Annotated in this window: 12 protein-coding genes; 6 read left to right on the plus strand and 6 right to left on the minus strand. The window is 71.3% G+C overall.

The window, feature by feature from the left end; genetic code table 11:
- Both ACIBNE_RS39695 and ACIBNE_RS39700 read left to right on the plus strand, forming a co-directional pair.
- On the plus strand, window positions 1–119 hold a 119-nt coding region (locus tag ACIBNE_RS39695), incomplete at its 5' end, for a universal stress protein (RefSeq protein WP_399280830.1).
- A 107-nt stretch (window positions 120–226) separates the two neighbouring features.
- On the plus strand, window positions 227–454 hold the full coding sequence (locus tag ACIBNE_RS39700) for a hypothetical protein (RefSeq protein WP_399280719.1): 228 nt from the start codon (window positions 227–229) through the stop codon (window positions 452–454).
- Between the two features lie 111 nt (window positions 455–565).
- Here the strand turns inward: ACIBNE_RS39700 and ACIBNE_RS39705 are convergent, their stop codons facing one another.
- Entirely contained in the window at window positions 566–994 is a 429-nt protein-coding gene (locus ACIBNE_RS39705; protein ID WP_399280720.1) for an Hsp20/alpha crystallin family protein, read from the minus strand.
- Window positions 995–1,622: 628 nt separating this feature from the next.
- Window positions 1,623–1,853 (minus strand): hypothetical protein, encoded by a 231-nt coding sequence (locus ACIBNE_RS39710; RefSeq protein ID WP_399280722.1) that lies wholly within the window; start codon window positions 1,851–1,853, stop codon window positions 1,623–1,625.
- A 394-nt stretch (window positions 1,854–2,247) separates the two neighbouring features.
- On the opposite strand from ACIBNE_RS39710, the gene ACIBNE_RS39715 reads away from it, so the two are divergent.
- The 4 genes from ACIBNE_RS39715 to glgX all read left to right on the plus strand — a co-directional run bounded on the left by ACIBNE_RS39715 (window position 2,248) and on the right by glgX (window position 6,932).
- Window positions 2,248–3,144 carry a universal stress protein gene (locus tag ACIBNE_RS39715; protein WP_399280724.1) on the plus strand — a complete coding sequence of 299 codons (897 nt, stop codon included), beginning with the start codon at window positions 2,248–2,250 and terminating at the stop codon, window positions 3,142–3,144.
- Between the two features lie 168 nt (window positions 3,145–3,312).
- The gene (locus ACIBNE_RS39720) at window positions 3,313–4,182 is read left to right on the plus strand and encodes a universal stress protein (RefSeq protein ID WP_399280726.1); all 870 of its coding nucleotides are present in this window, start codon (window positions 3,313–3,315) and stop codon (window positions 4,180–4,182) included.
- Window positions 4,183–4,242: 60 nt separating this feature from the next.
- A complete protein-coding gene (locus tag ACIBNE_RS39725) occupies window positions 4,243–4,752 on the plus strand; it encodes a flavodoxin domain-containing protein (RefSeq protein ID WP_399280728.1) in 510 nt (169 codons plus the stop codon).
- A 23-nt stretch (window positions 4,753–4,775) separates the two neighbouring features.
- Window positions 4,776–6,932 (plus strand): glycogen debranching protein GlgX, encoded by a 2,157-nt coding sequence (gene glgX, locus ACIBNE_RS39730; protein ID WP_399280730.1) that lies wholly within the window; start codon window positions 4,776–4,778, stop codon window positions 6,930–6,932.
- On the opposite strand, the gene ACIBNE_RS39735 is transcribed toward glgX, so the two are convergent.
- The 4 genes from ACIBNE_RS39735 to ACIBNE_RS39750 form a co-directional block, all read right to left on the minus strand.
- Window positions 6,880–9,771, minus strand: coding sequence for a hypothetical protein (locus ACIBNE_RS39735; RefSeq protein WP_399280832.1), 2,892 nt, complete (start codon window positions 9,769–9,771; stop codon window positions 6,880–6,882). The genes glgX and ACIBNE_RS39735 overlap by 53 nt on opposite strands.
- A complete protein-coding gene (locus ACIBNE_RS39740) occupies window positions 9,771–10,121 on the minus strand; it encodes a CU044_2847 family protein (protein ID WP_399280732.1) in 351 nt (116 codons plus the stop codon). The genes ACIBNE_RS39735 and ACIBNE_RS39740 overlap by 1 nt, the downstream gene beginning before the upstream one ends.
- A 38-nt stretch (window positions 10,122–10,159) precedes the next feature.
- A complete protein-coding gene (locus ACIBNE_RS39745; protein WP_399280734.1) occupies window positions 10,160–11,089 on the minus strand; it encodes a universal stress protein in 930 nt (309 codons plus the stop codon).
- A 1,038-nt stretch (window positions 11,090–12,127) separates the two neighbouring features.
- Window positions 12,128–12,613: a pyridoxamine 5'-phosphate oxidase family protein gene (locus ACIBNE_RS39750; RefSeq protein ID WP_399280834.1), complete on the minus strand. Its 486-nt coding sequence runs from the start codon at window positions 12,611–12,613 to the stop codon at window positions 12,128–12,130.
- Between the last annotated feature and the right edge of the window lie 78 nt (window positions 12,614–12,691).

A 12,691-nucleotide genomic window follows, 5' to 3' on the forward strand; every position in this document is an offset into this window, starting at 1 on the left:
ACCTGCTGGTCGTCGGTGCCCGCCGCCGCAAGGGCCACCTGGGCATGCAACTCGGACCGGTCAACCACGCGGTGCTGCACCACTCCCCCTGCCCGATCGCGGTCGTCCCCCACACCTGAAAGAACTCCGGCAGCGAGAATGAGACGCACATGACCCGGAGCACCCCTGCCACAGGCTCATCGGCCACGCCTGCGAGGCGGCCACCGCCAGGAACGCCCCGCTGCACGTGGTGCACACCTGGCTGCTGCCTACGCTGAGCGGAGCGTACGGCGCCCTGGAAGCCGCCAAGGAACGGCAGCTCGACGCGGCCCTGTACCCCTGGCGCCACAAGTACCCGGACACGAAGGTCACCGCGCAGCTGATCCACAGCCGCGCGGCGCACCACCTGTTACGGAAGTCGACCCAGCGGGTTTACTGGCGATCGGCCGCAGCACCGGCGGCCGTCACCGGCTAGGCCCCACGGCCCACTCGCTGATCCACCGTGCGGTCTGCCCGGTCGCAGTGGTCGTGCACGACTGACACCGGGCCCGCAGAAGGCGGGACCGGTGGCAGGGCGGTGCGGGTGTCAAGCAGGGCGAGTGACCGGGATGGTGCGGGTGGTCTCCTCGTTCCGGGTGACGGGGACCGTGACGGCGAGGACCCCGTCCTGGTACGTCGCGGTAGCCTCGTCCCAGCGGGTTCCGGCGGGCAGGCGGACGGTGCGGGCCAGGACGCCGTACCGGAATTCGGTGCGGTGCCGGCTTTCGGTCTGCTCCCGACGCTCGGCGCGCAGGGTGAGCAGGTCACCGGTGCAGGTGAGCTCGATGTCCTTCTCGGGATCGAGCCCGGGGAGTTCGGCGCGCAGTGTGTAGGCACTGTCGTCCAGGTGTTCCTCGATCCTCACGCCGTGGGGGCCCGAGGGGCTCCGCACGGCAGGGTGCACGCCGAATCCGGACTCCATCCAGTCGATGAGGTCGGGCAGCATCGACGGACGCCATTCCAGCAGATTGCCCATGACGTTCTCCTGTTGACGATGTCCCTGCCGGGCGCCCGCCTCCCGGACGGTGCGCCCCGTGGTGCTTCCACGATGCTCCGCGCCGAGTGCCCGGACCAGTGCCGAACGGCCCTCCTCGGGCGGCCCGAGGAGGGCCGTTCGGTCCGCTACCCCGGCCTCAAGGCGCCCAGGACGCGCGGAGATTGGCGGCAACCCGCATTTCGTCCGGCGGCGTGGCTCACCAACGTGGGCGGGCGGGAAGAAGGTGTCGGCGGTCGTCGTGCCGGAGGAAGGCCATGGCCCAGGGTGAACGGCGAGCAGGGGACGCGGGAAGACCGGACCCCGCGCCCGGCTTCCGGCTCGATGAGCCGTTGGAGGAGTTGCAGGCGCGGACGGCGGCGATCCGCGGGACACGCGGCCGGTTGCAGGGGCTGAAGGAAAACTGACGCTGGTGGTCGTAGGTGACGACATGGGCATCGCCCCGGACGGGGCCCGGCGCCGGAGCGGACCGCAGAGCATGGCCGAACAGGCCGTACGAGCTGAGCGCCGACAAGGCCGGTTCGCCGTGAAGCCGGGAAAAGAGAGTGGAACCCGTGCCGAGACGCTCACGCGCGAACCGCTGCCTTTCCGGTTACTGCACCGGCAGACGTCAGTCCCGACGGCGGTCGCGGCGGGTCACCGCTTGAGACAGCGCCTCCCGCAGCGCGTACAGCGCTGTCATGTCGGCGTCCACGACGAAGCGTTCCAGCAACACGGCCACACGCCAGTGCTCTCCGGCAGCCACGGCGTGGACGATCGCGTCGATGGCACGCCGTTGGTAGTCCGGCAGACCGGGAGCAGGACGGTCCCTGTCCGAGCTGTCGGCCCCGGCCCCGCTCATGATCGAGCACCCCCTCGTCCGCTTCAGCGAGTTTCGAGCGCACGGGCCGCAGTGCTCCCGCGGCGGCGGCCCGCGGCCTCGGCAGTTCCGGCACTGCCGAGAAGCCACCCGTTCCTCAGACCGGCGCTGTGAGGGGCAACGCCATCCTGGTCTTCGGGACGGCGACCTCTTGGTTCCATCACACCTCCGCTGTCAGCCGGAAATCACCTGCCGAACCGCTCCGAAGCGGGCCCGAACGGCCCCGGTTCCGAGGCCGACCGACCCTCCCCGCTGCCGAGCACGACAGGAGATGCTGACGCAGAGGAGCGCCCAGCGCCACCCCCGAGACGGCCGGGTGGACCCGTCCTGCGCGGCACGCGGAACGTTGGGCGTCGGACTGCAGGAGGTGCAGGACATGACGCGTACGGTCACGGTCGGCTTCGATGGTTCGCGCGAGAGCCGCGCGGCAGCCGAGTGGGCGGCCCGGGAGGCGATGCTGCTCGGCAGGCCCCTGAAGCTGATCCACGTCTGGGAACCCCCGCCTGGTCCCCTGGCGCAGGCACCGCTCCTCGGTGCCGAAACCCACCAGCACTGGAAGGAGAGGATCCCTCGGGAGGCGGCCGACGGACTGCGGCTGCGCCATCCCGGCCTGGATGTGAGCATCGAGCAGCCGCAGTCCGTCAGGGTCGCCGAGACGCTGCTGGCCGAGGCAGGGGAGGCCGAGCTGCTGGTCATCGGGTCGCGCGGGCTCAGCGGGATCGGCGGGTTCATGACCGGTTCGGTCGGCCTCTCCGTCGTGGCGCACGTGGAGCGCCCCGTGGTGCTGGTCCGGGCGGTGGAGCAGGCTGCGGACAAACACGCGGACAAGGGCAAGACGGCGGCAGCACCGCGTCCCGTGGTCCTCGGGCTCGACACCGACCACGACAGCGACGAGCTGATCGGCTTCGCGTTCGCCGCGGCGGCCCGTCACGGCGCGTGCGTGCGGGCCGTCCACTCCTGGAGCCCTCCCGCGTACTACGCCTACGGAATGTCCTCCGCCCTGGAGGCGGACAGCTCCTTCGCCCGGAGCAAGTCAGCCGCCCTCACCGAGGTCCTGCGCCCCTGGCGAGAGAAGTTCCCGCACGTCGACGTCGTCAAGGAGCCCCGGTACGGCTCCCCGAGCCAGTACCTGGTCGACGCGTCCCGCTCGGCCGGCCTGCTCGTCGTGGGCCGCCGCCCGCGCCGTGGCCCGCTCGGCCCCCGCATCGGACCGGTGGCCCATGCCGTCCTCCACCACTCCCACAGCCCCGTCGCGATCGTCCCGCACAGCTGAACCCGATGGCCGTCCCGGTCCGGAGCCGACGGTACGCCGGCCGGGGACGGCGGGGCCGAGCGGCCCTTGTTCCAGGGCCGTTCCGCCACTGGCCGGGCACATGGTCCGGTGGCAGCGTCATCTGTGGGGGGAGATCGGTACGGACGGCCGACATAGGGGGTGGACGGGGTGGACACGGTGGAGTTCCCCCTGGTCGTGGGGGTCGACGGATCGGAGTCGAGCCTGGAGGCGCTGGACTGGGCCGTGGACTCGGCAGCACTGCACCGAACGGCGTTGCGGATCGTCTGTGCCACTCCTTGGGGACGGTCCGCACCGTACGGAGCGTCCTTCCGGACCGTGCGGACCGGCGGGCGGACGCACGTCGAGAACACCGCCGCCACAGCGATGGAGCGGGCCCTGCGCCGGACCGGCTCGGTGCGGGTCACCAGCGAGGTGACCGCCGAGCAGGCGGCGACGGCGCTGTGCCGCCGCAGCGGCACGGCGGTGGCCGTCGTGGTCGGTTGCCGGGGGCGCGGCGCGGTTGCCGGACGGCTGCTCGGCTCGGTGAGCCTGTCCGTCGCCACCCACGCACAGGCCCCGGTGGCCGTGGTGCGCGGCCCGGAGAAGAACCGGGCCGGGACCTTCCACAACGTGGTGCTGGGCATCGATCGTCCCGGGCGGACCGCTCCCGTGACCCTCGCGTTCCAGGAAGCGCAGCTGCGCGGCAGCGTCCTGACCGTTGTGCACGCCTGGAGCTGCCCCGCCCAGAAGTACGCCGTGCAGCCCCGCACCACGGGCGAAGGGCACAGACACCGGGCGTACGGGCTGCTGGGCGAAGCGATCCGCGACGCGGCGTTCGCCCATCCCGACGTCGCGCTCGCCCGCGAGATCGCCGAAGGAGACCCGCGCCGGGCGCTCGTGGACGCCTCCCGCAGCGCGGACCTGGTCGTCGTCGGCGCGCGCCGCACCACAGGAACGCCGTACCCGCGCCTGGGACCGGTCGCCCACGCCCTGGTGCACCACGCGCAGTGCCCGGTTGTGCTCGTCCCGCACGCCTGACGACACCGCGTACGCAGCACACCGCTCCGCACGACGCTCTGGAACGAGGGAGGTTCCGTCATGAACGTCCTCGTGGGGTACGCCACCGCCCACGGATCGACGCGTGAGATCGCGCAGCGCCTCTGCTCCCGCCTCCGCGCCGCTGGGCTGAACGCCGAGGCGCGGTCCCTGGAGACCGTCGACGACGCGGACGCTTACCGGGCGTTCGTCCTGGGCAGTGCCGTGCACGGACAGGCGTGGCTGGCCCCGGCGAAGGAGTTCCTGCGGACCCACCACGACCTCCTCGCGGCCCGCCCCGTGTGGATCTTCAGCGTGGGCATGCCCGGCGCCCTGCGGGGCCCGTGGAAACGCGTGGCGGGCACGGAGGAACCCGTCATCGTCAGAGATCTGCCGGGCCCCCTGTCCTACCGGGAACACCGGCTGCTGTCGGGCGTGATCGCCCCGCAGCACCTCCCGCTGCGGGGCCGCGTGCTGTTCCGGCTGATGGGGTGCCGCTACGGCGACCTCCGCGACTGGCCGGCCATCGACACCTGGGCGGCGGACATCGCGGACACGCTGTCCCGCACCTGATCACCGGTACGAGAGGGGGACACGTGCAGGTCTGGCCAGGGCAGGCGCATCCACTGGGTGCCACGTACGACGGCACGGGGACGAATTTCGCGGTCTTCTCGGAGGCCGCCGACCGGGTCGAACTGTGCCTGCTGCACGACGACGGCTCGGAAACTGCGGTGGAACTGCGCGAGAGCGACGCGTTCGTGCGGCATTGCTACCTGCCGGGCATCCGGCCCGGCCAGCGGTACGGTTTCCGGGCGTTCGGGCCGTGGGACCCGTTCGCGGGGACGTACTGCAACCCGGCCAAGCTGCTGCTGGACCCCTACGCCAAGGCCGTCTCCGGATCGTTGGAGTGGAACGAGGCGCTGTTCGGCCATCGGACGGGGTTCTCCCGGTACCGCCGCAACGACCTGGACTCCGCGCCGTACGCGATGACTTCGGTTGTGGTCGATCCGCACTTCGACTGGGGCGACGACCGACCGCCGCGCACCGCCTACCACCACACCGTGCTCTACGAGGCCCACGTGAAGGGTCTGACCGCGCTCCACCCGGACCTGCCGCAGGAGGTGCGCGGCACCTACGCGGCCCTCGCGCATCCCGCGGTCACTCGGCATCTTTCGGAACTCGGCGTCACCGCGCTGCAGTTGATGCCTGTACACCAGTTCGTGCACGAGCGCCGACTGGTCGAGGCGGGCCTGAAAGACTACTGGGGCTACAACACCATCGGCTTCTTCGCCCCGCACAACGCGTACGCCTCCTGGGGCGACCGGGGCCAGCAGGTGAAGGAGTTCAAGTCGGCGGTGCGCGCCCTGCACCGCGCCGGCATCGAGGTCGTCCTGGACGTCGCCTTCACCCACACGGGCGAGAGCGACCACCTCGGCCCGACCCTGTCCTTCCGCGGGCTGGACAACGCGACGTACTACCGGCTGACGGAGGACCCGCGATACTACGCCGACACCACCGGATGGGGGAACGCCCTGCTGATGAGGTCCCCGCAGGTGTTGCAGTTGATCATGGACTCCCTGCGGTACTGGGTCGCCGAGATGCACGTGGACGGCTTCCGCTTCGTCCGCGCGGCTACACTGGCGCGGCAGTTCCACGAGGTGGACCGGCTGTCGGCGTTCTTCGACCTGGTGCAGCAGGACCCGGTGGTGAGCCGGGTGAAGCTGATCGCCGAGCCCTGGGACGTCGGCGAGGGCGGCTACCAGGTGGGCAACTTCCCGCCGCTGTGGACGGAGTGGAACGCGGAGTACCGGGACACGGTCCGGGACCTGTGGCGGGGAAAGGGGGTGAACCCGGCCCTTCTGAGTGACCGCCTGACGGGGTCGGCACAGATCTACCAGGACGACGGACGCCGCCCCCTGGCGTCGGTCAACTACGTGACGTGCCACGACGGTTTCACGCTGCACGACCTGGTCGCGTACGACGGCCCGCACGACGAGGCCAACGGGCAGGGAGGCCAGGACGGCGAGAACCACAACCGGTCGTGGAACTGCGGGGTCGAGGGGGAAACCGACGATCCCGTGGTCCTGGAGCTCCGCAGGCGGCAGATGAGGAACTTCATCGCCACACTGATGCTGTCCCAGGGCGTGCCGATGCTCAGCCACGGAGACGAGTTCGAGCGTACTCAGCTCGGCAACGACAACACCTACTGCCAGGACAACGAACAGTCGTGGGTGCACTGGCCCGCAGGACGCGACGATCGGCGCGCGGAGACGCTGGACTTCGTGCGCGCGCTGGTGCGGCTGCGCAGGGAGCACCCCGTCTTCCGTCGTCGCCGATTCTTCCACGGGCGCCCCGTGGAGGGCGTCCAGGACCGTCTGCCGGACATCGCGTGGTTCACGCCCGAGGGCACCGCGACCACGAGGACCGGCCCCGCGCCGGTCCTGGCGCTGGCCGTCTTCCTCAACGGCCACGCGATCACCGAACCGGACACGCGCGGACAGCGAGTCGTCGACGACTCGTTCCTGCTCCTGCTCAACGCCTCCGCCGAGCCGGTGGACTTCGTCGTGCCCGTCGGCCGGGACGAGCCGTGGAGCGTGGTGGTCGACACAGCCCGTCCGAACCCAGGGTCCCCGGGCACGACAGCTCGGGCGGGAGAGCGGCTGCGGCTCGTCGACCGCAGCCTGCTCGTGCTGCGGCGTCCTAAGCAACGGGCAAGGGGATGCCCACGTACTGACGCCACTCGCCGTCGGTGAGCCGACGGCCCGCCACCTCGCGGGCCAGCGCGGCCAGCCGGGAAGCGTGCAGGGGCAGCCGCAGCACCGTGTCCGTACCGTCGGTACGCGGCCCGCGGGTCACCAGATGCGAGCTGTCGGCGCTGAAAGCGATGTCCCCCATGCGGACGTCGACGTCACAGCGCTGCTCGCCCGAGGCGATCTCCCACACGACGACACGGCCCCGTCCGGTCCGCACCGCCAGTGCCAGGCCGTCGGGAGAGAAGTCCACGTCCTCGGCGCAACCCGGGGACGGCAGCGCCATGGTCTGCCGCCCGTCCGGTTGCGCGGACAGCACCCGCGTGACCCGGTCGTCGCAGCCCACGGCGATCCTGCCGCCCCGGCCGTCGACGGCCACACAGGTCGCGGGACACGGCAGGGCCACCTGCCACATCTCCCGTACGGAGTCGGTGATCTGGTAGAAGTGCAGCTCACCCGCCTCCGTGCCCAGGCACAACGCTGACGCGTCGTCCGTACAGGCCGCGATCACCGCCGGCGCGGCAAGCGGAACGTCCCTCTCCCCGTCCTCCCTCGGCCACACGACACGGACCGATCCGCTTTCTCCGACGAGCACTCCCGCGCCCTCGCCGCCCAGCCTCCAGTCGCGTCCGGCTCCCGGGTGTCCAGCCGCCCATTCGCGCAGCCGGACACGGTTGCCCGCTCTGCGCAGAGCGTCCTCGTAGCCCGGGACCGGCACCTGCACGAGTTCACTCGCCCCCGTGCGCCGCAGGCACGAGCGGACCAGCCGGTCAACGGCCGGCTCCGCCGACCGCTCCAGGGCCTCCACCGCGAGCAGCAGGGAGATGAGGGGATCCTCGACCCGCTGGGCCGCCGTGGTGAGGGAGCGGGCCAACGAGGCTTCGAACAAGGTCCGGTACCTGCGTTCCTCCCGGTCCTGCCGCTCACGGCTGACGGAGATGAAGCGGCGCTCGGCGACGGTGACGTCGGAGGGGCGTTCCTCCAGCCAGCGTTCGGAATCGGTCAGCAGCGGGCCCGATATCAGGGCCGTCGGCTCGCTCTCCGTTCGGTGGCGGCGCATGGTGTACGCGAGCAGCCGGCGCCAGTTGCGGAACGGTTCCTCCTCCTTGAGCCAGGAGGCGAGCGTGCCCCAGGCGCCCAGCAGCGCCTCGTGCACCACCTCGACCGTCTCCTCGCTCTGGACGCGACCCGTGGTCAACAGCCTTTCGTTGGCCAATCGGACGGCGAGGGCCCACTCCGAGGGCAGCATCTCGGAACGGACGGCTACGCGTTTGGCGTTCGGCCGGTCCGGCGCGATCAAGCGGTTGAGGAACAACTGCCGTGCGACAGAGCGTTCCTCGGAAGACAGCGCCGCGAGGACGCCGTCGGCGTAAGCGGCCAGCGCGCCGTGGTGTTCACCGATCTCCGCGTACGCCTCGAAGGACAGGACGTCCTGCCCGCGCCGCAGGGTCGCCCACATGCGGTCCAGGGCGAACTCCAGCAGGGGCAGCGCGCCGGGGCGGCCATCGACGAGCGATGCCAGTCGGCTTACCAGCCGCTCGTGCACGCGGATCCCGTGCAGCCCGGCAGGCCGCACGATCACCTCGGCGAGCTCGTCGGCCGACATGCCGCGCAGGGCCTGGGCCGTGCGCCGCAGGGCTTCCCCGAACGGGCCGCTGCGCGCGAAGAGCCGTCCGAACGCGTCCTCCCTGAGTGTCAGCACCACGACGGTCGACGTCCCTGTGCGGCTTGCCAGTTCGGTGAGCTGCCGCAGCACCTCGTGCGTGGCCAGCGCGTCGTCGACGGCCTCCTCGAACTGGTCGATGACGAGAAGAAGCCGTTCGGCGCCGGTGGCGGCCAGCACCCGCTCGCCCGCCGAGGTGAGACCGGTCAAGTCCAGGTGCGAGAGCCAGGCGTCCAGCTCGGGCAGGGGCACGGGTACGCAGGCCCCCGCCGCGCGGGCGAACCCCGCGGCCAGTGCGGTCCGCAAGGTGGGGCGGGGCCGTATCGACACGCAACGCCAGTCGGTCCGTCCCGCCATCAGCCGGGGGACGAGACCGGCGTGGACCAGAGATGACTTCCCCGCCCCCGAGACGCCGACGACCGGCACCAGCCCTCCGGCCTCCACGGCGGCAGTCAGGCCGTCGGTCACGGTGTCCCGCCCAAAAAAGAGGTGCGCGTCATCGCTGCCGAACGCCCGAAGCCCCTTGTACGGCGAGGCCGGCAGCGGAGCGAGGGCGGCGGGCCACGCCGCCACCAGGCCGCTGACCGGGATCGAGTAGACCGTCGGGTCGTCGCGCGCGGTCGCGACGGCCACCAGGATGCCCAGGAGCCGCTCGGCCTTCGGGTCGAGGACCGGTGTGCCGCTGTAGCGGGGCTGGGCGACGTGTGCTCCCCGGCCGCGCTGGTCGATCTGCTGCCGGTACCGCGTGACGAGAGGACGCAACCAGGCGGTGGCCCAGCCTCCGGGACGGCCTTCGACCGGTCCGAACAAGAGCACGTCACCTTCCGAACGCTCCTGGTCGGCAAGGGGGACGGAGACCGCCCCGACCGGCCTCGGCTCTCCCACCAGGGTGAGCCCGGCCACGTCTAGGCCGTCGAACACGGTGCCGGGGCCCTGCCACGCGTCGACTCTGGCCCGCCGCTCGGGAGGCAGCGCCATGAACTTGGCGAGCAGCGGAAACTCCAGCCGCAGCACTTCTCCGATGGCACTCTCGGCGGTGTGCAGTGAGCGGCCCAGGGCCGCGTTCACGACGTGCGCGCAGGTGACGACGTGCACCTCGTCCACCAGGACGCCGTGCCCGACGACGCCGCCGTCCGGTGCGCGGAACCGGACGACGGCAGTGGCACCCGAGCCGTCCATCACGCCTCGGACGGTTCTTCGGCGCACGGAGCGGGAGCCCATTGGGCATGCACGGTGAAGTGCACCTCCGCCGTCCCCTTGGCGAGAATCACCCCGGTCTCACCCCCGAGTTTGAGGCCGAACTCGATGGACACCGTCTGCGGCGCGAGCACGCGAAGCGCTTCCGCGAGGCCGACCAGAGCGGGCCGGAGGCCGTACAGCCCCGATTCCAGGGTCCGCGATGCCTGCGCCATCGAACGCTCCGGCCTGGGCGACGCGAGAACCACCGGCTCCTCGGGAACGTCGTCCTGATCCACCTCGGCGACCAGGAACTGCCCGTCTTCCAACGGAATTCGCATCACTCGAACCATCTGCGCCCCCTTTCCGTAGCCCCGCACGGGTCCCGTCGTCACACGGTGCCGGAGCAGCGCCCCCCGCTCGGCCGTGAGGCTTCCCGTCGTGCGGGTCCCGCCGAGCAGGCGTACGGGACCAGGGCTACGGGGCAGGGCGCCGTGTGGAGCGTACGGAGGGCCACCGGCCCCAGACGGGTGGCCCGGGGCCCCGTGGGCATCGGCCGCCCCAGCACCGCCAGACACACTCCGGTGGCCGCACGCGCGACGGCGCTCACCGGGCTGTCGCACGGGCACATCTGCTCCACGCGGACACCGGCCCACTTCAGCCGCCAGGGCACCAGGACCTCCGCCAAACTCGCGTGCGCACGCTCCTGCCGCGCGGCCTGGGCGCGGGGATGGGACAGAGCCGGATAGGACTGCTCGGGCGGGGGCGGCCAGGCGCAAAGCACCCTCAGCGGCACCTGGCGTGCCGCTGCCTCCTCGAAGGCGAAAGCAATCACCTCGTCCGGTTCCTCCGCGGTGTCCACGGCGAGGAGGACGGGCTCACCGGCACGGGGCGTCATGCCGCTCGGAGGCGGCGTCACCACTACCGGTATCCGGGTGCGCACGGCTGCTTGCATGCCGGTGGAGGCCACCGCGATCGGGCCGGAACTACCGATTCCCCGGGATCCCAGAGCCAGCAGCTGAGAGCGTCGCGCGGTTCTCAGCAGTGCCTCGCGCGGCGGTTCGGGCAGCAGGAGCGTGCGTATCTCCAAGTGGGGATGATGGCGGTGTAGCCGGTCGACGGCCAGTTGGAGGGAGCGGCGGGCCCAGTGCTCCCGCGTCTCCGCGTCGGGGATGTCGGGAGAGAGGACCCCCGCGGGCCAGTGCCAGGCGGCGACCAGGTCCAGTGTCGCCTCGCGCAGTTCGGCTTCCCGGGCGGCCCAGGCAGCAGCGGCGATGCTGGCCGCGCTGCCGTCCACCCCCGCGCAGACAGGAAGGGGCATGGGAGGCGCCTCCGATTCGATTCGTCGCGGCGAAACGACCAAGTGGCCATCTCGGCAGCACGGTTCGGGCTGCTACTTCTTCGTGCGGGCGGCGATGAAGGAACTGATGACGGCCGCGAGCGCGAAGAGCGCGGCAATGATCACCACAGCGGTGGGCCAGTTCATGGCACCTCCTTCCGTTACCTCCACGGTGGAGCTACGGGCCCGCGCCGTGGAGGGGCCGATCGGCCCTCGCCGAGGCCGGGCGGCCCCTGTCCGAACGACGGCCGGAGGGTGAGGTTCGGCAGTGAGGCGGCGGGCGCTCGCCTGAACGGTGCTGTACCGATCAGGTCCGCATCGCCGTACGGAAGGGGAACAGGGGCTGAAGAACAATGTGTCGGGCAGGTAAAGAGACACCGGTCGGCCGTACGGCCTCTTATCTGGTCCGCGCGGCCGCCAGTGCACCGTCGGTCCACAACACCCAGCCTTGGCGTTTCGTGAGCCGGGGCGAGGAAGTGGGGCTCTACGCCGATACGACACGGCAGTTGGCGATCACCGACCCGGACGGGCCGCAGATGCCGATCAGCTGCGGCGCGGCCGTCTGCACCATGCGCATCGCTATGCGTCACCTGGGCTTCCGGCCCGTCACGAGGATCCTGCCCGAACCGGGTGGCAGGGACTTGCTGGCGGTGGTGGGGTGGGGGCCGTACGCCGGCCCCACGGAATAAGGGCCCGGGACGGTCACGCGCGCGCCAACGCCTTTCCGGTCACGGCGTCGGGGACGTCGATCGCACGCCGCTGATCGTCCGGAACACCGGAAGCAGGACCATCCCTGTCCGGGCTGACGTCCTCCGGAAGCGGACCGCCTCCAAACGCTTCCTCTGCCTCAGGGTCCCCTTGCCTGCCGGGAACATCTCCTTGGCACGCCGTCGCCGCCCTCTCGCCTCGCCGGCAACCGGACCTACCGCCAAGTCGCAGATGTCGAGTTCGATCCGCAGACCGGCCATGCAGTGGGTCAGGCGGACTGGCACGCCCGCAGAGAGGGCTCGGCCCGCAGCGTCAGCATTCCTTCGTCGACGGTGGTTCCGACGTCCGTGCCGAAGCCGACGGCGGCAGGTCCATACCGTAAAGGCTGCGCCCGCCGACCAGCTCCCGGCCGGTGACCAGCTCCGGCTCGATGCGCACGAAGACTTCCACGGGCCAGGGCACCCACGACCGGGGGCCTACGCGGACCAGCTCCGCGTGTTCGTCAGGGTCGGTCACCACCAAGGCCGGGCCGGTGACGACGACGCTCCAGCCGCTGTGCGCGACAGCGTCGACCTCGTCGGCTTCGAAGGCGACCACGGCGCCGTCGATGGCACGGACCAGTTCCGAAGAGGCCGACGTGCGCAACAGCACGGCACCGTCCTCCTCCAGGAGGAAATTGACCGGCAGGACGGCGGGCAGGGCTTCGCGTGTGTGCACGATGCGGCCCACCACCGCCGTGGCCAGCCGACTCATGCTCTCCTGCCGGTTCAGTTCGCGAAATCCGTCGTTGCGGTACATCAGCCGGTTGTCTTTCCGTGTGTCGTCCGATGCGCGGACCCCCAATCCTTCACTGAGTGAACGGCCAGCGGCGAGGGC

This window comes from Streptomyces sp. NPDC050504, assembly GCF_044458065.1.
In the GTDB taxonomy this organism is placed as follows: domain Bacteria; phylum Actinomycetota; class Actinomycetes; order Streptomycetales; family Streptomycetaceae; genus Streptomyces.